We start from the raw sequence: 22,436 nt of genomic DNA, 5'->3' as shown, positions 1-22,436 counted from the left end.
GTTAAAGTAATGTTTATATGTTGTTTTATTGATGTCTGATTTCAGAAAGTTGGTATTGAACTCTTAGACGGTTAGTTTACAGAGTTATCACCGCGTCTAGGTAATCGAGCGCTCTCCACCAAAGGCTTCTTTGATACTGGTTTGGTTAATCCATCAACAAAGCGTATATTTGGCTTTTTTGCTGAGCTGGCCGAATCTCAAATGTAGTGAGTACCTAAACAGACAATGTTTTCGGCGCATATGTCATCTGAAAAGCCTGAAGATTAATGTTAATTGGTGTTAAGGCTATTTTTTATCAATGATTTTATATGGCTTGTTCATTATTTCTTGATGTCACTGGGGGCCAGATACAAATCGTAGAGGGAAGATTATAAAGATCTCAGTTTCAACATTAATAAGGATAATACATATTGAAACTGAGCTACTTGATGCTGCTCAGTTGCAGCAATAAAACCCGCTAAAAGTGAGATAAAAAGGTTTGGTAGGCTGCTCTCACTTCCTTATTGTTAAACATATCATTGTGACCAGCTTCATCAGCGATTATGAGTTGTTTATTCGTACTTTGACTGGCCGAAAATAATTTATGGGTGAGTGAAATAGGAGTTTGTTTGTCCTGACCGCCACCGATGACTAATAAGGGTCCTCGATAAGCGTCTCGCAGCACCTGCTTATTGTCGACGCTATAAAATGCTTTATCTATTTGAACGTCAAAAAGCACTTTTGCATACCAAGGCATCGCCTCGTCAACCCATTCATCGACATTGGTTGCCGAGCCTTCCATTACAAGGCCATCGATAGGTTGTTTCTTCGCAACTTGCGCAGCAACAAAACTACCCAGTGAGAACCCATGCACGATAAGGGTGTCTGCACTTAGCTTATCTTTTGTAAAATGATAACTTAGATTTGCGTCTTTGATGAGGTTGGCGATAGTCGCAGGCCCCTTTGTTGCGCCGAGTCCTCTACGATCAAAAATAACGATATCAAATTCGTATTTTGCTAGATTGATCAGTGGACCCTCTGCTGAATCTGCCACACTCATTCCATTTCCTGGAATGTATAAGATTGTATTGTTTGTATTTTTATTATCTAAATGCAGGCCATGGAGCACGACGTTCTCATCTTCGACATTGAGTTCAATGGGCTTGATGTCATGATTTGGTGTTTGAGCACTCAGCTTACTTAAAAGTACTTGAGAATACCTAATAGTAGACTCGTCTTGCGCTATAAAGCCTGATTCATTTATCTGTGTAGTACAGCCCAACAGAGTAGCTGAGAGGCCGAGAGCTAGTATTGTTCTTTTCATTAAATTATCCTTTATTTGTATGGGTATGTGAGTTTATTTGCTTTGCGAATCGAACGATGAGAACGACAAACTCTCTATGCACTCTTATGCTAATAACATAGCGGTAAAATTACAATATTTACATATATTTCAATATGTAACGCAGTGTGAATGTGTGCTGGTGAATACGGTAAATCTAGCGTTTTGGTAGCAGATCCGATTTGCACTTCAGTATTATACATGGGGGGCTATTATTGAATTTTGATCACATATGTTAATGTACTCATATTGATTGAATTTTTTCAGTCGGGCTTTCTGAATAATACAGATAATGACACATCCGATATAACGAGAATTGCAATATGCTCTTTGATATTAATGTTGTTTATATTTTGATCTTAGGCTGTGAAATTGCATTTTGGGCTTTGCTTTTTTGTGGCTTTTCAGTGAGGTATTTACTCAATAAAAAGAGGTTAAGTTTCTATATTCTAGCAAGTGTTCCATTGGTCGATTTAATGCTATTAGCATTTGTTATATTTGATCTTAATGATGGGCAAAGCGCGACGTTTGCACATGGTTTAGCCACGGCTTATATAGGGTTTACAATAGCGTTTGGTCAAAAGCTCATTGCTTGGGCTGATAGGGTCTTTGCTAATAAAGTAATGGGGACTGACATTACCAATACAGTTTTAACTGGGTGGGGTGCAGTCATCGACGACTTCAAGCTTTGGGCTCGCTGCATTTTTGCGGTTGCGATAATGTATGTGCTTCTTATCCTGATAACGGGCTTTGTCAATGATCCTTCGAAGACTCAGGCCTTAGAGATATGGTTCAAAATACCCTTTTTCACCGTATTCTTTTGGTTTATCTTTGGACCTCTTTGGAGCCTAGTGTTTTTCAAGCGTACCTCAAAGTCGTAAACAGGCAGATAGCTAATCCATACACACATTGGCCGAGCTAATCGCATGGCAGGAATTTATATATGGTTATAACAAGAGTGGTGGTTTGATCTATGTCCTCTTCGCAAGATGCGATGTTTACTGGTATTCAATATAACGATCAAACCGTGATGGGCCTGCGCAGGTTTAATGCGCCTTTTACCTATCAAGATGAGTTAGTCGATGAAGCTAGAATCGTCCATGTGTTCAAAGGGCAATCTGCACTCATTTGTGCAGGTGAGGCATTCTCCTTGAAAGCGGGTGATACGCTATTAATGAAATCTGACAATTTTATTAATAGATGGCTGGAGGATGCTAGGGGAAATTCAGTAGAGTTTGTAGGTGTAAGATTGACGCAATCCTTTATACAACAGCTTTATCAAGCCTCACTACCAAACATGATTGGTACTAATCAAGCTAAGGAGGGTTTAGAAGCCTCTTCAGCCGTTGTACTGCCTGACTCAAAACTGTTAAGTAGCTACTTTACCTTGCTGAAAGCATATATTTTGCAGTCTAACTTGATGACAAATAAGCTCGTGGATTTGAAAGTTCAAGAGTTAATCGAGTTGATAATCTCAACTGACCGCAGTGGTCGCGTACTTGCATTATTGAATCAGTTGTTTATACCAAGCCAGCCCGCATTACAAAAAGTGGTAAATGCGCATTTGTACACTCCCTTAAAAGTGGATGAAATGGCCTTTTTATGCCACATGAGTGCATCGACTTTTAATCGTAGGTTCAAACAAGTCTACGGTACTAGCGCCAACAAATACCTAATTGGTAAACGCCTTGAAAAAGCTCGGCAACTCATAAAGTTAACCGACAAAAGTGTAACGAGTATTGCGATAGAATGTGGTTTTGAGGAATTGAGCTATTTTTCTCGTGCATTTAAACAGCAGTATCAAGTGACGCCTTCCCAACTCAGAAAACATACGGGTTGACTGAAAAGTGCAAATTCTTAACTGGATTATGCAAGTACTTAATTGGAGAGAAAGCTAGCATGTAAATCATTAAATCAACACGATATAGGTTTACATATTATGATTAAATTTGCACAAATTCTGTCTGGTTTGTTTGTACTAATTCTTGGTTCAGCAGCGCTAGTGACCATGTTATTTCCTGAATTAATCAATCAACCAAGCGGCTTTAATGCCGCGAGTGATTATGGATTTACTAATTTGCGGACGCTAGGCGCACCGACTTTGAGCTTGGCTGTGATCACTGCAATTGGGGCTTATAAAAAAGATTGGCTACTTCTATTACCAGCATCTATGTATTTCTTTTTCAACTTCTCTGCGAGGACTCTCTCAACATTTATCGAAGGGTACAATCCAGAGATGTTTTTTGGTTTGGCAATGACATTGACACTTTTCATATTGTCGCAGGTTGCGCTACATGGCTTTAGAAAATCAGCCTAGCGTTTTGCTCACAACCTTAATCGAAGAGGGGCTTTGAAAGTGCCTCTTTTTACTTTCGAACTTATTATTTGAGTGCTCGCATTTTCCTTTTTAAAAGAATAATGAAAAGAAAGTAGATAACTCGGAACGAGTTAGTGCTTATTTAAAGCGGAAGGTGCATTTTTGCGAGTTTATTCATTAAATAGTGAGGCTTAAGAGGTAAAAATAAATAATTTAGCAGCATTGTTCGATTAAATATATACCAGTATAATTACACGATTTTTATTGATTAAACTGGGAGAGTAAATGTGAAAAGGATGTTGATTCTTTTTGCCGCGTTGTTTTTTTCAACCCAGCTTCGAGCTGAGTTTGAACAAGCATATGCCCCTATTTTTGTCGGTGATATTGTCACTTTTATACCGGTAGAAATTATACCTGAGACTACTAGATACTTATCTGTTAAAACTCACTCAAATCGAGCCGATGTTGCTTGGTCACCAAATAAAGATGCTGATTATTATCAACTACAAAAGTACGAAAATGGTGTTTGGACGTATGTTACAGAGCGACATAGTTTAACGTATCATTCTGTATATGGCAGTAGTGGACCTTTTAGGGTGCGAGGGTGCCACAAGTATGGCTGCGCGCCTTGGCAATCGTACAATCATCAAGTGCAGGGGTCACTTGATATCCTCTCTTTCACATCTGACAACAGCCAGTTTAACAGTTCGGGTCGGGTTAAACTTGAGTGGAGCTTACAAGGCGCAACAAGTGTTTCCTTGCTTCGTGAAGAAGCGGGCACCGTGGTTTCTAAGCTAGATAACTTGAGTCCAACCAAAGGTTCTTTGTATGTTAATGTAAATAAAATGACTGAGTTTACATTAATCGCCACTGGCTTTGGCGGCGAAGTGCTAAGTCAGAATTTAATAACAGATGGCACAATCAATTTAGATCAGCCGGAGTTGCCTCAATTTGCTCAAGCACCAGCTCTTGAAGATAAGAATCAGAAAGTCGGCGTTATACCAGCAAATGTTGATGTAAATTCTGGTGGTAGTGCTGTTTATTCAACCAAAATCGAGGTTTTACAAGGACGTGGTGGGTTTTCGCCTGAGCTATCTGTTAACTACTCAAGTTCTGGTAAAAATGGTCTTCTAGGGGTTGGTTGGAACCTTTCAGGACACTCTGCCATTACTCGGTGCCGCAGATTCCTAGAAGAAGACGGCTATTACCAAAATGTACAGTTAAATAGTGCCGATGCGCTATGCTATGGCGGTGAAAGATTGATACCTGTCACAGAGGATCAGGCTATTGCTGCAGGCGCAGAGTATAGACTTAAATCAGACCCTAACTTTAAGGTGATTTATTCTAGCTCAGGCTTTACCGTATACACTCAATCTGGTGAGCAATGGTCTTTTGGTAGCACTGTAAATGCGCAAACAAAAGATGCGAGTAGTACTGTTTATAAATGGCATTTAAGTCAGAAAAAAGACAGCTATGGCAACGTTATTAAGTATGAATATAACAATAAGGCAGGTAACCAAGTAAGACTGTCAGAAATCACCTACGCGAGCAATAAAGTTAGCTTTGTATACGAAGCGCGCACAGACAGTAGCCATAAATACTTTTTAGGGAATGAAGTCGCTAATGATCAAATACTATCAGCAATTGAAGTATACAACCACGACAATGATATAGTTGCTGATTATGCATTTAAATATAAGAACAGTGCAGCAACTGGCCGTTCATTACTTGAATCAATTACGAGATGTAATGGCTCAGAGCTGTGCTTACCTGCGACGAAGTTTAGCTACAGTGACAATGTGCCCATTGGCTTGGTAGGCTCTGCAAGCGCACTGAAGATTGATTTAAAGAAAGAGTTTGGCTTTGGCAACCACCTTGTAGATCCGTCGATGCAGTTAATGGATTATGACGGTGATGGTAACTTGGAATTGGCTGTTTACGCATCCAATGTGGATACAGACAAGTATAAAATCTACAACTTTGATATTTCTGGAACCAGTGCGACTCGTGGTTCGTTAAGTAAGGAAGGGACATCTCATACCGTTAGCGATGATCGCTTGGACAGACGGCGACACTATATTAATTGGTATGTAACGGACTTAAATAATGATGGCAAAGATGAAATCACCATCAATGAGAAAAAAACACTAAGGTTCGGTAATGTATACGGAGATTTATTTGGAACGGGTGAGCAAGTAGCTTCTTCAGATTATATTGGGCTGCTTCAAACAATTGAAGACGAAGAGTCTGAATGTTCACAATTAGAAAAGTGTGGTGCGGTTGTTACCGTTATGCAATTACTTGATGTGAACTACGACGGGTTGCTTGACCGAATATATGACGTAAGTGCATATGCCGTAGATCTAGAGACGGGACAAGCATTCTATGGTGGGCACACAGCCTCTCTAATCAATACTTCCAATGGTGAAACATTTAGTGAAGAAAAAGCTGTTGAGTCGGATTCTTTTAGTGATTCTGGAGAGCGTTGGAACACTCATGCTATGGGTGATGTTAACGGAGATGGTTATATAGACTTTGGTACTCACTGTTATGATGGCACCGACTTTGTTAAATGTGATACACACACCAATTTAAACTATGTAAACACCAATTCAGTTGGCCTTGCCAGCTACCAAGATATCAACATGGATGGTAAAAGCGATAGCTTATACTGGGATAAGGGCACGCTCTATGCGCAAATTAGTAACCCTGACAAGAATAAGCTTGTTTCGTTAGGCGCGTTTACACCGCCTAATGAGTGGGAACCTAACCCCGGCCGAGAAGGCAAAGCTATGTGGGTTGACTTAGATGGAGATGGCTCACCGGCACTGATATACCTTGAAGAGACCAAAGACACAATTCATATCTTACATGATGCCAATACCAACGATATAGCTGTCGATAAGCTAGTAAGTATTAAAGAGGGTGATGGCCAGGGGTTATCACATAACTTTGATTATGCTTCTCTTGGGTCCAATGTCTATCAAAAACACACGGATGCGAATCAAAAAACTTGGGGTAATGGCGCGGTTGTAAAAGATGCCAAAAGCGGCGGTTACGTCGTATCTAAGTGGAAGATTTACACCGGCAAAGATTCCAATGGCAAAGAACTTACACAAACTTACCAATATAAATATGCGGGCCTAAAATTTCAGGCTGGCGGTCGCGGCTCATTGGGTTTTGCTGAAGTAACTAAAACGTCATTAGAGAATGAGCAGGTTACCACACGTAAATTTCTTCAACACTATCCATTCACTGGGCAGCAACAAGCAGTAACCGTGGCGTATAAAGGCAATGTAATTCAAACCACCAAGGTGAATACATGGCAGACCCTCTCTATTCTTGATGGCAGGGTAGTTACAGTTTTACCTGAAAAAGTCGAGACCCAAAGTTACAGTTTTGGATCTAAGAATGGAGTGGTTGCAAGTGGTACTAGTCGCGTCAAATCGTTAAAGAGACTGCAAACCACAACTTACGAAACCATTGATAAAGATTATGTCCGTATAAAGAGTAATACAGACGAATATACTGATAGCTTGGCAGGTTACACGTGGAAGAAACATACCTCATATAGTTATGACGATGAGGATGTTAATAACTGGTATATTGCAAGGCCTACCTTTGAAACTATTACGCAATCTAGAACCGATAGCGATGATACGATTCAAAGTACTCAACATGTCAAAAGCACATATAATACTAACAATCTACCTGAATCGATCGAAACCGGCGTTGATGAACACGGCTCCCCAGTATCTGAACAAACGTACTTAAAAGAAACATTTAAGTACGACACCTATGGCAATGTACTGGAAAATCGTAAGTGTAGCTCGCATTACAGAACAACTTGTACGACCGCAGATATAACAGACAAAACGTTATCGGCATATCATGTAGCACAAAAGCTAACTTATACGTATCTTGACGGACGATTTCTTACTTCAGAGCACAATGGTTTATTTTACGTCGCTAAGTATTCTGGACATAACAGTTTAAACCTACCGACAGTTGTAGAAGATGCGGCGGGTATGAAAACTCATATCAGCTATGATGTTTTCGGCCGTCAGTATTTTGTTGCAAGTGAAGACGGTAGTTACTCAAAACAACTGAGAAGTGCTTTTTCAATCAGCTCGATAGGTGCTACCTCTGCAATTACTTTTGAGAGCTCATCGGCGCCTAGAACAATCCAATACTTTGATAACAGTGGGAGGATGGTACTTCAAAAAACACGTTCCTTGACGCTGGAGTGGATTGACCAAATTAGTAGATACGATGCTTTTGGTCAACTAGTCGCTCAGAGTCACCCACATAAAGAGGGAGAAACAGCCCATTATACGGAGCATAGTTACGATGATTTACATCGTCTGTGGCGCACCGTCAAACCTTCTGGTATCAAAGAGTCGGTACGAATAGATAAAGGGGTAAGCCATACATATGTCTTTGGTAGTCACTCAGGTACACTCTCTTCAAGCGCTAATATTGAGTATACAGTTGCCAGAAAAATGAGTGGCTTAGGGCTGCTAGTATCAAGCTTTGATGCGGACAATAACGAAACTAAATATCGTTATAACGAGCACCGATTATTACGCAAAGCACTCAACCCTGATGGTAGTGAAATATTTGTTGAGTACAATGCCCAAGGTCATAAAGTGGCCATGTCTGACCCAGATAAAGGCGACATCAAATTTACCAATAACGCACTGGGGGAGATGGTTACACGTACTGCGCCAGATGGCAGCGTGGTGACCTACCTTTATGATAGTGTCGGAAGGGTAAAGGACAAATCAGCGAAAAACCCAACGGGTCAAACTGTTGACAACCATTACTTTAATTATAAAAAGTCGCTGCTTAACGAGCAGGGCAGTAAGGATGGTGCTAAAAGTTACTTTGCGTACGATAGATTAGGTCGTATCAGTGCGGTTGGCTATGAGCTGGATGAACAGCAGTTTATGACGTCGACTACGTATGACCATTTAGGGCGCGTATTTCAACAGTTTGATGCATCAGGTAATTTTAGAGGGATCCAATATAGTTATAAAAATGGCTATACCGATGCCATTAAAGAAGCAAGTAATAGCAGCCTCACGTATTACCAAGCAAAAACGATGGATGCTTTTGGTAATATCACTGAGTGGCGCTCTGGCTCCGGTATCATCAGTAAGGCGAGTTGGGACCCTAAAACCGGCTATATAAGTAGCATTAATACCGGTAACGGGGTGGCACAAGATTTAGCTTATGAATTTGACGGAGTAGGTAATTTACGGGCAAGGCAAGACAAAATTGGTGATGCTGCGCGCAGTGAATTGCTAGAGACATTTACTTACGACACGATGAATCGTTTGAAGACTGCCTCTATGAACAGTACCCAGACGCTGTCGATGGACTACTTTAGTAACGGTAATATTAAAACTAAGAGCGACCTACAGTTAGGTAGTGAATATAAATACGGTGAAAAAGCAAAAAACTGTGTTAACTATGCTGGTAAGCATGCGGTCTCTACTGTGGGCAGTTTAAGTTACTGTTATGATGCTCGAGGCAACCAAACTCATGCATACAACGGCACGGCGCTTCAACGAAGTGTGACCTACACCTACTTTGATAAGCCACGTTTGATTCGCTCACAAGCTGCGACGTCAGAGTTTAAATACGATGCAAATAACGCCCGATTTAAACGTTCTGACATTGAAGGCAGTAAACAAAAAGATACCTATTACGTTGGCAATACCGAGGTCATTGTTGAAGACAGTAAGTATAGCTATCGCAGGTATATTGGCGACCATGCGATTTCTATTCTAAGCGACGAGTCGCAATCAACACGTTATATGTTTAAAGACCATATTGGTTCTACTGATGTAATAACGAATGAAGCGGGTCAGCTGATTGAAAGGTTGAGCTACGATGCGTTTGGTCGAAGAAGAGACGGCTTTACATGGGGCAATATCCAACAGTTACACGTTGACCCTGCCGTGCAAAATGCAGCTGAAATCACTGAAAAAGGCTATACAGGTCATGAGCATGTTGACCATGCTGAAGCCATACATATGGGCGGGCGAATATATGACCCAACGCTTGGCCGCTTTATGCAAGCTGACCCGATTGTACAATCGCCAGAATCGGCGCGAAGCTTAAATCGTTATACTTACGTATTTAATAACCCACTTAGCTTTACAGATCCAACGGGGTATACCTGCAAAGTTGATGACTGGCATATGCCGTCTGAGTGCATTAATAACATACTTGATGATGTCAAAGCTGTATTTGAAGAAGTTGAAATGGAATACCAACAGCTTTCACAAGAGTATACGCCATCTTTCGTTACTTCCGATATTATTGAAGGAAAAGATAAAAGCGTCTTGGGTCAAGTTGTGCACCACACGTACCATGGCGGCAAGTTTATGCGTGATTGGATATTCGAGAATGGGAAATCACTTGTTCAAATAGATTACCAGCCAATATTGCAAGCTGCGACGGATGGAGAGTATTCCCATGCTACATTTTTGGTGGGTAAAGCTGTCGTTGAAAATAGGGTTAAAGTAGCTGATAGATTAGTTGATACTGTTGGGGGACTGGTTGATAATAAGGTTACAAATAATATAGATGAGCTAAGTCAGCTAGCGGCCGAACCATATAAAGGAGGACGCACAAGAGCTGGCTTTAGTCTAGATAAACACTCTCAACGCGAAGGCAGTATTTATTCATCTTCTAGCAGAAAAGCAAGAGTTCAGAATCAAGAAGCTCAAGATATTGTAGACGATATTCTTACGACACCTGGAACAAAGCTAATTAATAAAACAGCAAAGAAAAATGGGCAGACCGTTCCCGTTGTCGATGCGATAGCACCTGATGGTAGAATATTTCGATTTGACCCAAGTGAAAATAACTTATCAGGTTTTAGGGAGCCTAAAAAATGAACAGTAAACTAGATTATGGCCTGTTACATTGTGATGATAGAGGTATTTTTTATGCTGAATTAATGTACGACAATAACCAATGGGGAGAAATAGTATTGTGCAGCGATTCTCAAAAAACTACGGTTACGATGTGGGACTGTAACTTTACTGTTAGCACGAATGACTTAATGGAGATGTTGAATAAGGCATCGACTCATCTCATTGAGTTTGAAGCAAGTAAGAAAGATTAGATGTTACAAACAGTAAAGGTCTAGGTAATTCTTTCAAAGATAAAACAGCAAAAGAAATCGTTGAAATGTATAAAATTATGGGCCACTTAAAGTTTTCATGCAAAGAGTTCAGTTCTACATGGAGGACGCTCAAGCTGATATTTGCAATGATAATTACATTGAATTGGTAAGAAACTTATGCAACAAATGGAATATTCTATTGAAAATATAGTTGCATAGGCTTGCGATTTGTATAAATAAAAACCAAAGCCCTTCGGGGCTTTTTCTTTGCACAAAAATCATTAATAAAACGGATGTTATAAAGAGTGTAGACCCTAATACTTTACAAAGAAGCCAAAGCATATCTGGAAAAAGTCATCAAAAAAAGTGGATGAATTTTCACAAACTATGAGACAAGATGGTTATGTTTTTGACGGAATTGATGTAGTTGAAGATAATGGTCAAAGGTACATTATTGATGGACATCACAGAGCAGCAGCTCGAAGAACTAGAACTAATGTGAATGTAAATATAGTTGATGACGTCGCAAACCATCCAAGTAATTTCAATAGCGTAAAGGAGGTTGTAGAGTCGGCAGAACCTGTAGGGTTAGATAGCTTAAAACCGCCGAGAAGACGATGAATAAAGACCTTGGAATATTAATTGATGATTATTTAGATGATGTTGCTCGAGGAGTTGAGCTTTTAAAAGAACTCACTGAGGGGAAACCTCCTCTAAGAGCATGGAGGGATAATGATATTCCTCAAAAGGGCCTGTTGACTAGTGGAGTAGAGTATGAACTTCATGGAGTTGGTTGTTTGCTTAGTTACAAAGATTACGATGTCGATTTTGATTTTGGGCCTGACGATCGGGCCGATGGATTTGATTTATGGCGCTTAACTCAGTATGTATCTGAAAGGGGTGGTAAATACAATATGTATACAAAATCAAATAATTTAAAACAGGACTTTGAGCAGGCTGTGAAGGAAGGAACTATTTCAAAATCCACTCATCAGTACTGTAATTTATATTTCTACTCTTAGTTTAACCAAAGCCCTTCGGGGCTTTTTCTTTGCCCTTAAACCTATTAATCACACCCGTGTTTAGCCAAGAACTGGTCGTGTTGATTGCCTTGCTGACACTGCGGTGCTTTCATTCTGGGGTGTGGCAGAAGTGACAAAAGCAAAGTATAGGGTCAATTTTTGAGTGTGCTTATATTGATAAACTTAAATAGCGGGGGAAGCCCCCGCTGAGAAGCTTGTTACTTATACGCGTAGTTTAACGTTACACCACTGTAGTTATTGTAACCATATAAACTAATGTGCCACTTTCCTGAACTAGGGTTGGTAAACACACACTGTTCTTCATTGCCATTTTTCCATGGACGGCAGGTATAGTTATTTGCATCAGGGCGTGCATTATATCTCACATACAGATCTGCATCGCCTGTTCCGCCAGTGATTTGTAAACTCATTTCTTTCACGCCTTGTGGGATATCCCATGTGTAATGTGTCCAGCCATTTTGCGTCCCTTGAAGGTTTGGCAAAGCGCCATTCACTGGTTGTACGCCGCCCGGGTCGCCACCGCCTTGACATCCATTAGCTGCAATATGGTCTGAGGCATCTTTGGCTTTAACAATACCGTGGCCATAGTAGTTGTCACGACCAGTTGCGCCTTTATCTTTGGCTGTGGCGTTGAGTGCAGCGCGGATCTCTTGGTTTGTACACTGGGTGTTGTGGCTCCAAACAAGTGCTGCAACACCTGCAACGTGAGGGGCTGCCATTGACGTGCCACTTAAACTTCTATAGGTATTGGTAGGATAGGTGGAATTGACACTCGACCCCGGTGCTGCCATTTCAACTTGGTCATTGTACTGCGAGAAAGAAGAGCGAGATTCATTTGACGTGACAGATGCGACAGAAATAACAGAATTGTAAGACGCAGGGTAAGACTTTGAGCTATTTCCGTCATTACCCGCAGCGGCTACGAGCATAAGTCCGCCGTCTACGAAGTTTTGCATTGCCGTGTTTTCGCTATTTGAGTAGTTGCCACCACCCAGACTCATATTCACAACATGTGAGCCCGCGTCTTTACATTGTTGAATTGCTTTAACTAGGTCTGATGCGTATGTCCATTGGCCATTATCATCAAAGATTTTTACAATGTGCAGGTCCATACCAGGATACACACCGACCACGCCCTGATTATTATTTTCAGCTGCGATAGTACCCGCTACGTGGGTGCCGTGGCCATTGCCGTCATTGTTCCATCTACCTACGGCATTGTTATTTGCATTTCCGGTCACATTACCATATGGCAAATCGGGGTGGCCCAAGTTGTAGCCAGTATCAATGACACAGACTTTTCTTGCGGAGGTGTTGGATTGCGATAACAGGTGACCCTGTACCATATTAATGCCATAAGGTGTGCTTTGGGCAAATGGCGTGATGGCCTGTTGGGATTTTATAGCAGGGGACAAATAGCGCTTAGGGTCTATTTCTATGGATTCAACGGACGAGAAGCCACGCAGTGTTTTAAGGCTGTATTCGTCTAGATGCGCAACCATCGCTTGTTGCTCACCCAGTGAAAATAATGGTTCAGCACCAGCTGTGAATAAGTAATTTAGTGCAATGAAATCATTGAAGTTTGTCTTTCCACCCGAAAGATCTTGCTTGAATCGAACAATATAGCGTTGATCTTTAGCTGATTTAACAGCGAACGTTTGCGTGTCAGAATGGCCATCAAATACTGGGGCATCAGCCATAGCTGACAAACTGATAGTAGATAGCATGACTGTGGAAATGGTCGAAAGTTTAAATCGCTTGTTGATACTCATGTCTGTTCCTTACGTTTTACATGTTATTTCCTACTGATTATTCACTTGAACATCTGCCCTGAATTACGGTGCATACAAGCGGTTCAACTACTTTGGCCTATATCTGATGAGGCACTTTACTGCGATAAACATATCAGCAATTTGGTGTGTGTTTCTCAATAACTGTAAGCTTGGAACGGTCTAAAAACAACGTAGAAGAGACCAAATGCTTATAATATTTTTGTTTATAATTTGATCTAATTGATATAAATATTGAAATATAATGTAAAAATTTATTTTGTGCTGCACTTGTCGGAAGAGATCTTTGGGGAATGACGCAGTAACGTAGCTTTTAAATAGCACTCACACTTACGTTTACTATCAAATGGTAGAATTCAGGCCCCAATAATCAGGTTTATGATGGTCTTCCGTTATAGCCTTGTTGGCTGCTACAGCTTATTTGCTAGACTGCCTCTATTCAATGTTTTTGGGGATACGTACGATAAACTTAGCGCCAGTTGGTTGGTGTTCATAGCTGATTTCGCCTTTCAAAACATGTACGACTGAGTTGTAGGCTATGTTCAACCCTAGTCCAAGGTTGCCTTGACCTAACTGACTTGTATAAAAGGGGTCAAATATTTGCTCTTGATCCTCTTCACTAATGCCCACACCATTGTCTTCGTACGTTATCACTACCCACTCGTTTTGCTCTTTCACTTCTATGGAAATATTGCCCGCATGTTGCGTTGTAAAGCCATGGGTACAGGAGTTATTGACCAGTTGAGAAATCACCTTCAATAATATTTCAGGGTGAGAGTGGAGTTGCACATTCGCGCCTCTCACTTCTAGCTTAATGCCGTTTTCGAGGCTTTGAGCAATCAACCCGCATCTTTGCGTGAGATAATCAAGTACTTCAAAATCCACTGCTTCACTGGTATCTAAATTTGCGGCAATCATTTTAAAGCGTGCGATTAAATCAGCAGCACGGGCTGAGTTGTTAGCCGTCATTGCGAGCATTTCTGATGCATCTTCAAGAAAGGTTTGCAATTGTTTGGCACTGAGTTTTTTACCTGCTAAAAGCGCAAGGATTTCCTTTAACTTATCTTCTAGGCACGACGCAGATGTCACTACCAAACCTAAGGGCGTGTTAAGCTGATGTGCCATGCCAGACACCAAAGTTGTCATCGCTGACATTTTTTCGGACTCAAGCAATTGCTTTTGCGTCGCCTTGAGGTTTTCAAGTGTTTCGACTAATGCTTTGTTTTTTGCGTTTATTCTACTTACAAAATACAGTGTTAACAGTGCGATTATCAGTACGCCAACTAAAACTAAAATCAGCTGATTTCTTGCTGCTTGGGAGTTGATTTGGTGCAGCATGTTTTCTTGTGTGAGCGATGCTATGTCTCTCTCTTTTATCGCAAGGTTCATTTGGGCCGCATAAAAAGCGACGCCAATCTCCGCTTGTCGTTGCAAAAACTCAAACTTATTTTGCATAAGCTGTTGGGCGGTATCGAATGCACTTTTCCATTGTTGGTTTTGTTGAAAGTAGCTAACCAATAATTCATATGCTTGTGCTCTCTCTTGAAGCCGAGCATGTTGAGCGCTTAAGGTGATAATTCCTTTGAGGATATACTCAATTCCCGTTTGCTCGCCTTTACTAATCCTGAGTCTGATTAGGTCAATTTTGGGCCCTATACTATCTGCGATTGCATTGCTTTGTTCCCTAATCTCAATCGCTTTTATTAGGTGGCTTTCTGCTAACTCATAGTGTTTGAGTGCGAGGTAAGTGCGTCCTAAGTTATGATGAGACCAAGAGCTGTGATAGGAGAGGTTATTTTCTTCCCTTAAACTGAGGCTATTTTTGTGAAGTTCGAGTGCTTTTTCATAGTCTTTTAACCCAAAGTAGGCTTCGCCTAAGTTGTTCAGCCCAACCCCCATTTGTTGGGGGAGCTCTCTGCTTTTAGCATCTTGATAAAAGCGTTCAAAATAGCTTTTAGCGTCTTCAAAGCGGTCTAATTTAAGGTAGACATTTCCTATGTTATTTTCGGTTTGGCGCAAATATAACTCTGTGTCCATTAAAGCTGCTAGCTTATAGCTTTCTAAGTAGTTTTCTAATGCGCGCTCGTATAGGCTCATTCGCGTTAACGCGCCAGCTGTAAGGCTATAGTAGCTATATAAAATCGTCGGATCAGTAACTTGAATACTCATTCTTTTGCAAATTGATAGGGTAGAAATGGCACTGTGTACATCATCGGTTTGGATTTGAAACCAAGCCTTTCCATACAGCAATCTGATTTTTTGCCTAACCGAAAGCTGTGTATCGTATCTCTTCAAAATGCTGTCTGTGGTAGCAATGGCTGTTAATGGTGATTGCGCCGAAGCTTTTCTTATTTCTGTTCTGAGATCTTCGAACTCAGCTTCAGTGAATGGGGCTGCAAAAACACTTGCAGTAGATAACCATAATAGCCACATGGCACAACGTACAAACATCAATCGTTGACTCTCTAAATAAACTACTAGTCGTTAAGCATAGCAGCTGTTTTGCTATATGCATTAACATTTTAATAATGTTTTTTATTTATATAATTAATTTTTAGTTGTTTTTAGATTGAAGGTCGGTGTTTCCGTAAATTTAAAATGTGTTAGATTTTTTTGGTTCTTACTTTATGGTTTTAATTTATTTATGTTATTTATTTGACTTGGTTTTATTAATATATATAATTCGCCGCAGCATAGAGGGGCTATGCTTATATTTAATAAAAAGGACGACACATGCTTAATAAAGCAATTCTAACTTCAGCATTTATTTTTTCTATCTCTTCTCAAGCGTCAATTTCAACATATAATTTAACACCTGTCGTTAAATCTACTTTTCCATTAAGCTATAGTGAGCTGGACGCTAATGGTCTCGATTTAAATAATAAAGAGCTAGGTTATTTATCTGAGTTTTCTAAAGCATATGTAGATATTTCTAAACATTTTGACTCTGTTGAGTCGGTTTGTTTTGAAGTGGATACGGAGTATTCTGGCAACGGCTCAACGCCTGGAGAGGCTGGTATCACACTATACAAGTATTTCGTTTATAGTGATACGTACAGAGGTGATAATCGCCAAAGTGGTAGGTCAAGCAGTTTAGCAAGGCCAACTTTCTCAACATGTTTTAATGAAAGTGAAGGTTTCTCTAAGAGTTTTATTCGAGAAGGTAAAATAGCCTTTACGCCTTACACAACTGACTCAAGCGTAACCATTCGTGATTTACGTATTCAGGTCAGTGGCGTGTCTAAAATTAAGGGTGATTTAGTTACCTTGAATGCACAACTAAATGCGTTAGGTACGGATTCAGGTGAAGTGCTAACACATAGCGTTGAACCAAATTTAACTTACTCTTTAGAAATTATGGAAAATAACGCTTCTTATAATAAATTGGGTGGCAAGTATAATTCAGTAGGGATGAGTTATATAAATATTGATGGCGATAAGGAAGTTAAAACCATTAACGGATCAAGCCCTGTTTATATTAAATCGCAAAGTGATATTTCTTTATTTTTGATTGGTGATGCCGCATATTCTAGTGGCAGTGTTTCAATTAACATAAAGAAAGTTAATATCGACTAGATTAGCTGTCTGCTTTTTACATAGTGATGAGCACTTTGCTCGTTACTATGTTGATTGTAAATTTAATGTTAAGCCTTTGTCTCCAGCTATTATCTTAATAATCTTTTGGTTTTTTTACAATCTATTACATTAGGATTTATAAACGCATTGATATTATTTTTAATATGTGGATTTGGTTAAAAATCACTCAAAAAACTGGCCTTTTATGAATTTTATTTTGCAACATGAATATTTTCCTAAAAAGTTATGTTCTAATACTCGCCGATTACAAAATGATATAAAGTTAATACAGGAAGATATTAATGTTTAAATATTCAAAAGTTGCCCTAGGACTAGCTACTTGTTTTGCACTAACTGGTTGTTTAGAGGTAGAAGACGATAGCAATAAAGAACTTGCAGATCGCCTAGATAGCCAAAACCAGATTTTACAGCAACAAGTTGACATACTAAAAGAACAGCAAGCAAATACAGAAGCGCCAGCGGTTGTTTTAGGTAAAGTCGTATCAGCTACCGAAGGTGTAACTGTTGCAGATGCCAAAGTAAGTGCATTTGTGAATAATGCATGGACTGCTGCCGTTTCAGTTGCTGAAGACGGTACATTTAGTATTGATGGATTACCAGCAAGTCGAGATATTGTTGTTAGAGTAGCAAGTGAAAGCAATGCGTTTTTGACTAGACACTTTATGACGACCACAAGCGGCTATGTTGCTGAAGGCGTAGAGTCAACAATTGATCTACTAAACCTAGAAGTTTCAGAAGGTGTTACAAAAGAGTTTAGTATCCTAGACTCAAAGAGTGAAGAGGTTGTAAAAGGTCTGACTATTTGGGCTGATGACCTAATCGCAACGCACAACTCTTGGAAAAACCTTCAGTTTATAAATTTTGCAAATGAGGAGTTTGCAACAAAAGCGACATTCAATGAAGAAAAGGGCGTGTACCAAATTCAAGTCGCTAAAGATTTACCTGTTGATTTACTGTTTTCGGCAGATGTTGATAACGACGGCAACGTTGATTACAGGCATGAAACGCTTCACACAACCAATAACGGACACGCTATGTTGGCGCGTGCAGCCAATGTAGACTCAACTCACCAGATTTATTTAGACGCTATCAACGCACATGAATTCACCGTTGCTCTAACCGTGTTAGATGAGTTAGGCAATGAAATGAAAGTAAGACGTGTTGTTGTTGAAGGCAATGAGCGTGGTGCTGACAATGCAGTGTATGACGAAGCGTCTAAGCAGTATGCTGTTGATGCGAACTTCTTTGGTGAGTTAGCGCTAAGGATCCCTAGCTTTGAAGCGGATGGGGTTGTTTACCAATCAAGAAACGTTAGAGTTAATTACAATGAATATAACTCAGCATATAGCGTTTACAATGGCAATACTCATTATCAAGCAGAGTTATCTGATAATACCTTAAACATTGTTACGACTTTAGAGAGTTACATTCCTTCTGAAGCAAGCGTAGAGGCTGTAAAAACTGTACGAGCTAAGAGCTTAAAAGACAATGCAGTCCAAATCTACTTCAACGTTCCGGTTGAACTTGTGGAAGGCGGTATTTCAACTCAGGCTTCAAACAGAGTTGTAGTTTCTGGCGGTGGCACGAGTTATACTGAAACAACTTTAACTGATGTAGCACATAAAGCCGTTTTAGACTTGGATAACACGCGATTAACTATCACAGCAGATGGCGAGTTAGAGGCTAACTACGAATATCGAGTGAATGTTAGTTCTATCAAGAATCTAGTTTCAGGTGAAACTGAACATGTTGGAGTTTATGAGTCACATGATTACCTTTCGAAGGGTACTGATTTTGATATAAATACCCTAACTGCAGATAACTTTAACTTTACTACCAATGGTACGCCAATCGTTGCAGCTAACAGCGCAGGTGTTGCCTCAACAGCAACTGATTACTCTAGTGACATACGTTTTATTCTGCCGCAAGACCTTAATTCAGTAGAAAACCTTACGCTTAGAATTGATTCATATGTGATGAACAATACGTCAGTCACTAATGAAAACCCTAATGAGATTGAGATCGTCAGAAACGGTTATCACTATAACACTTACGGTGAATATTTGGCCAATGTTGCGAACAATGAACATTATTGGGGCTTAAGTGCTGGTGCAAATGTAGAGAATGGTTTTTACCGTTTTACAAGAGCTTATTCCACTAATTACTTATCGCTGTCAGATAACAAAACTGGTAAAGCAAACTCAGTGACGGTTTACTACAGCTATCAGCTAAAGAGTAATGCTGAAGTTAAAACAGGTACTCTCACTTTACCTATCAACTAAGCTACACTCAATGTTTATTAGAGCTGGGAAGGTTTTGACACCTTTCAGTTAAATTGAAAGCCCCAGTAAAACTGGGGCTTTTTTACATCGGCTCTACAGCGTTTTGAATAATTTAAATCTGCAAAAGCTACTTCGTTATCAAATATGACTTGGGCGGTTCCATGCCTAATAAATGACGTACAAAATAATCCCAACGCTGTCTTACAAAGTATGGGTTTTGGTCCAGTACGTGCCCCATATTTGGATAAATCATAAGGTCAAAGTCCTTATTAGCTTTCATAAGTGCATCAGCCAATTGGATAGTAGCAGCTGGGTGCACATTGGTGTCTAACTCACCATGGGCTATAAGTAATTTACCTTGCAAATGTTTAGCCCAGTTTAAATTGGACTGCGCTTCCCATTCTGGTGTTTCAGGGTAGCCCATCCACATTTCATTCCAACCTGCTTTGTCGACTCTAAAGTCATGATTACCAGATGCTGATACGCCGACTTTAAAAAAGTCAGGGTACTTAAACATCGCATGAGCCGTATCGTAGCCTCCGGCACTAAAGCCAAAAATACCGACTCGATTGAGATCAAGATAATCAAAACGTTCACCTAGCTGCTTGATTGCAGTAACGTGATCATCACTGCCACCACTTAGATTTTTGAAAGAATATTCGTGGAACTTGCGGCCCCGTTTGTTGGTGCCGCGACCATCCATTTTTATGACCACAAACCCAAGCTCAGCAAGTGCGTTGGCTTGACTGCGATAGGTATCAAAAGACTTAGGAGTAAAGAAATTATGCGGGCCAGTATAAATGTCATCAATGACAGGATATTTCTTGTTGGGGTCAAAATGTGAGGGTAAATACATCAATCCGTAAAGTGGTGTTTTTCCATCTCCTGCTAGCACAGAAAATGGCTTAGGCGGCTGCCAACCTAAGGCGAATAAAGCACTCGCATCTGCTTTTTGCAATGTTCGAACGATGTTGCTATTTCGGGTACTGCGCAATAATGATATGGGGGCTTCTGTTGCGGTTGAATATGTATCAATGAAATACTTAAAGTCAGGAGATATGCGTGTGTCGTGTTCAGCCGCTTCAGGAGTCAGTAGCGTTAAGTTACTGCCGTCAAGGTCAACTCTATAGAGGTGACGAAAGTAAGGGTCTCTGCCTGCTTCTTTACCGGACGCCTCAAAGTAGACTTGCTGATTTTTTATATCTACGCCACGTATCACGCGAACAGTCATGTTTCCTTGAGTAATCGGATTTTTGAGTTTGCCGTTAGATGAGCTGTATAGATAAAGGTGCTGATAGCCATCTCTTTGTGAGCTCCAAATAAATGCATTTAACTCTGGGAGTGCCCAATATTGCTGCACCCAAGGATCGATATATTTATCATCACGTTCTTCAACAAGCACCCGTACTCTGGCTGTTTCAGGGTCAACTTCGCGCATAAAGTACTGACGATTACCTCTAAATCGATTGTGATAGACAAACTTACCGTCGTCTTGCCACCACCCCCAAACGGCTGCGCCATAATAGGTTTGCATTACAGGAGGGGCTTGTAGGTGTATTGCGGATTTTTTCTCAATGTCAATTAACACTAATTGTGCCATAGGCAACTTATCTTCAGCTGCGGACGGGTAGTAGAACTCTGTGGTCTCAGGGCGTTTTCCTCGTTGATGAGAAGCACGAACAAGTGCATATTTACCGGTGTTACGGCGGTCAATCTGATAGGTCATAATATAGCGACTATCTTCGGACCAGTTAGCATAAACTTGCTTAGGCTGATAGGGCTGATTATCGCGCAGGTCATATGCGGGATTCGGGTGCATTAAGCCATATGGAAAGCCCTCATGTCCATCTGTCGTCAGCTGTGTCTTGTTACCACTTTTTAGGTGCTCCAATACTAAATTGTACTGCTCCACAGTCAATTGCCATTGTCCATCGGGAGACACTCCAGGCGCATTTTCTACGCTGGGATGTTGGTTTTCTGCGCAAATATATAGATTAACGTCACACTGAAACCCTTTGTTTTGGACTGTAAAGTTAATTAACGGCAGCTCTACGTTCAGAGACTTTAGAGATAGTGAATCCTGATTGATATCTTCAACACCAGAGTGCAAAAGAGCATTTGCTAATTTACTGTGATCGAACAAAGGCTTTTGGAGGTTTTTAAGCGGATCTACAAAAATATATTGATGACCTGTTTGATTCTCTTGTTTAAACCAAAAGGTATTTCCTTCTTCAATCCAATTGGGGACTAACTTGGTGTTTTTTACTAATGGCGTTAAATTTTGCGGTAAAAACTGCTGCGCTCTGTGGTAATCAGAGCGCTCTAAACTGGGCTTTGTACTTGACTCTAGTTTGGTTGAGTTCAGGCTACTTTGGCACCCAGCCAATAGACTTAACGCTGCCATTAAAGCAGCGCTTTTCAAATGTGGCATAAAACATACTCCTTACTTGTTGCATCAATCTCTTAGTGCGTCGCTTACCTAGTTATTCTTGTTTTATTGAAGATGTAACGTGGTCACAGACAGACAAAGTTATCGATGTTGGGGTCAAGTTCACTATATCTGAATCTGTAATTGCATACAATATACAAAGTAGGAGTGTGTGAGTTGTGTTCGATGCAATGGTTTACTGTGTGGGGTTTTTAGGTTCAATTTTAGCGATTAGAGACGAGCACATTGCCAGTGATTGTGTTTAATTTCAAAATTTCTACACGGTAAGTGTCAAGTGAGAGGTTAAGCCCTGAATCCCGTAATCTTCGCTAAGTATTGCGTTTAATTTGGCCCCAGTGTATGTCTGTTTAATAGAGCCTGTAGGAAAATAGGCAGATCCTGCCCACATACCCTAGATTAAAAAAGTTAAGTGATGTGTGTAACCATATTTTAATACTTAGTGATACGCATCACGTTTTAGTACCGTTATTAATAGATATATACATATAGCGGTAAT

At 40.3% G+C, this 22,436-nt stretch carries 13 protein-coding genes; 9 read left to right on the top strand and 4 right to left on the bottom strand.

All coding sequences use genetic code 11. The annotated features are described in order from the left end of the window. Positions 1 to 457: 457 nt before the first annotated feature. Entirely contained in the window at positions 458 to 1,303 is an 846-nt protein-coding gene (locus tag A7985_RS06910; protein ID WP_065789679.1) for an alpha/beta hydrolase, read from the bottom strand. A gap of 341 nt (positions 1,304 to 1,644) precedes the next feature. Here A7985_RS06910 and A7985_RS06905 point away from each other — a divergent pair, with 341 nt between their 5' ends. The 7 genes from A7985_RS06905 to A7985_RS06875 all read left to right on the top strand — a co-directional run bounded on the left by A7985_RS06905 (position 1,645) and on the right by A7985_RS06875 (position 11,801). Beyond that, the gene (locus A7985_RS06905; RefSeq protein ID WP_065789678.1) at positions 1,645 to 2,202 is read left to right on the top strand and encodes a hypothetical protein; all 558 of its coding nucleotides are present in this window, start codon (positions 1,645 to 1,647) and stop codon (positions 2,200 to 2,202) included. 92 nt (positions 2,203 to 2,294) lie between these two features. Then, entirely contained in the window at positions 2,295 to 3,161 is an 867-nt protein-coding gene (locus tag A7985_RS06900) for an AraC family transcriptional regulator (protein ID WP_065789677.1), read from the top strand. A 99-nt stretch (positions 3,162 to 3,260) separates the two neighbouring features. Next, positions 3,261 to 3,638, top strand: a complete 378-nt coding sequence (locus A7985_RS06895) for a hypothetical protein (RefSeq protein ID WP_065789676.1) — start codon at positions 3,261 to 3,263, stop codon at positions 3,636 to 3,638. Positions 3,639 to 3,934: 296 nt separating this feature from the next. Beyond that, a complete protein-coding gene (locus A7985_RS06890) occupies positions 3,935 to 10,549 on the top strand; it encodes an RHS repeat-associated core domain-containing protein (RefSeq protein WP_065789675.1) in 6,615 nt (2,204 codons plus the stop codon). After that, a complete protein-coding gene (locus A7985_RS06885; protein WP_065789674.1) occupies positions 10,546 to 10,779 on the top strand; it encodes a hypothetical protein in 234 nt (77 codons plus the stop codon). Before A7985_RS06890 ends, A7985_RS06885 begins: the two co-directional genes overlap by 4 nt. A 387-nt stretch (positions 10,780 to 11,166) precedes the next feature. Further along, positions 11,167 to 11,400, top strand: coding sequence for a hypothetical protein (locus A7985_RS06880; protein ID WP_065789673.1), 234 nt, complete (start codon positions 11,167 to 11,169; stop codon positions 11,398 to 11,400). Then, positions 11,397 to 11,801 (top strand): DUF6896 domain-containing protein, encoded by a 405-nt coding sequence (locus A7985_RS06875; protein ID WP_065789672.1) that lies wholly within the window; start codon positions 11,397 to 11,399, stop codon positions 11,799 to 11,801. Before A7985_RS06880 ends, A7985_RS06875 begins: the two co-directional genes overlap by 4 nt. A 218-nt stretch (positions 11,802 to 12,019) precedes the next feature. On the opposite strand, the gene A7985_RS06870 is transcribed toward A7985_RS06875, so the two are convergent. Together A7985_RS06870 and A7985_RS06865 are read right to left on the bottom strand one after the other, a co-directional pair. Continuing rightward, positions 12,020 to 13,594 carry a S8 family serine peptidase gene (locus A7985_RS06870; RefSeq protein WP_065789671.1) on the bottom strand — a complete coding sequence of 525 codons (1,575 nt, stop codon included), beginning with the start codon at positions 13,592 to 13,594 and terminating at the stop codon, positions 12,020 to 12,022. A gap of 453 nt (positions 13,595 to 14,047) precedes the next feature. Beyond that, positions 14,048 to 16,063, bottom strand: coding sequence for a tetratricopeptide repeat-containing sensor histidine kinase (locus tag A7985_RS06865; RefSeq protein ID WP_065789670.1), 2,016 nt, complete (start codon positions 16,061 to 16,063; stop codon positions 14,048 to 14,050). 282 nt (positions 16,064 to 16,345) lie between these two features. Between A7985_RS06865 and A7985_RS06860 the strand changes: the two genes are divergently transcribed. Together A7985_RS06860 and A7985_RS06855 are read left to right on the top strand one after the other, a co-directional pair. Beyond that, a complete protein-coding gene (locus A7985_RS06860) occupies positions 16,346 to 17,188 on the top strand; it encodes a hypothetical protein (protein WP_065789669.1) in 843 nt (280 codons plus the stop codon). A 302-nt stretch (positions 17,189 to 17,490) separates the two neighbouring features. Beyond that, positions 17,491 to 19,491 (top strand): hypothetical protein, encoded by a 2,001-nt coding sequence (locus A7985_RS06855; protein ID WP_065789668.1) that lies wholly within the window; start codon positions 17,491 to 17,493, stop codon positions 19,489 to 19,491. Between the two features lie 127 nt (positions 19,492 to 19,618). On the opposite strand, the gene A7985_RS06850 is transcribed toward A7985_RS06855, so the two are convergent. Further along, positions 19,619 to 21,922, bottom strand: coding sequence for a S9 family peptidase (locus A7985_RS06850; protein WP_065789667.1), 2,304 nt, complete (start codon positions 21,920 to 21,922; stop codon positions 19,619 to 19,621). Positions 21,923 to 22,436 lie beyond the last annotated feature (514 nt).

Source organism: Pseudoalteromonas luteoviolacea (assembly GCF_001696455.1).
In the GTDB taxonomy this organism is placed as follows: domain Bacteria; phylum Pseudomonadota; class Gammaproteobacteria; order Enterobacterales; family Alteromonadaceae; genus Pseudoalteromonas; species Pseudoalteromonas luteoviolacea_C.
The sequence above is the reverse complement of the archived record's forward strand: the minus strand, read 5'-3'. Positions and strand labels throughout refer to the sequence as shown.

Bases quoted from the DNA above. Each gene is read 5' to 3' on its own strand.
- A7985_RS06890 (WP_065789675.1), top strand. From the start codon at position 3,935: ATGTTGATTCTTTTTGCCGCGTTGTTTTTTTCAACCCAGCTTCGAGCT.
- A7985_RS06885 (WP_065789674.1), top strand. From the start codon at position 10,546: ATGAACAGTAAACTAGATTATGGCCTGTTACATTGTGATGATAGAGGT.
- A7985_RS06875 (WP_065789672.1), top strand. From the start codon at position 11,397: ATGAATAAAGACCTTGGAATATTAATTGATGATTATTTAGATGATGTT.
- A7985_RS06900 (WP_065789677.1), top strand. From the start codon at position 2,295: ATGTCCTCTTCGCAAGATGCGATGTTTACTGGTATTCAATATAACGAT.
- A7985_RS06850 (WP_065789667.1), bottom strand. From the start codon at position 21,922: ATGCCACATTTGAAAAGCGCTGCTTTAATGGCAGCGTTAAGTCTATTG.
- A7985_RS06865 (WP_065789670.1), bottom strand. From the start codon at position 16,063: ATGTTTGTACGTTGTGCCATGTGGCTATTATGGTTATCTACTGCAAGT.
- A7985_RS06905 (WP_065789678.1), top strand. From the start codon at position 1,645: ATGCTCTTTGATATTAATGTTGTTTATATTTTGATCTTAGGCTGTGAA.
- A7985_RS06910 (WP_065789679.1), bottom strand. From the start codon at position 1,303: ATGAAAAGAACAATACTAGCTCTCGGCCTCTCAGCTACTCTGTTGGGC.
- A7985_RS06880 (WP_065789673.1), top strand. From the start codon at position 11,167: ATGAGACAAGATGGTTATGTTTTTGACGGAATTGATGTAGTTGAAGAT.
- A7985_RS06855 (WP_065789668.1), top strand. From the start codon at position 17,491: ATGTTTAAATATTCAAAAGTTGCCCTAGGACTAGCTACTTGTTTTGCA.
- A7985_RS06895 (WP_065789676.1), top strand. From the start codon at position 3,261: ATGATTAAATTTGCACAAATTCTGTCTGGTTTGTTTGTACTAATTCTT.
- A7985_RS06870 (WP_065789671.1), bottom strand. From the start codon at position 13,594: ATGAGTATCAACAAGCGATTTAAACTTTCGACCATTTCCACAGTCATG.
- A7985_RS06860 (WP_065789669.1), top strand. From the start codon at position 16,346: ATGCTTAATAAAGCAATTCTAACTTCAGCATTTATTTTTTCTATCTCT.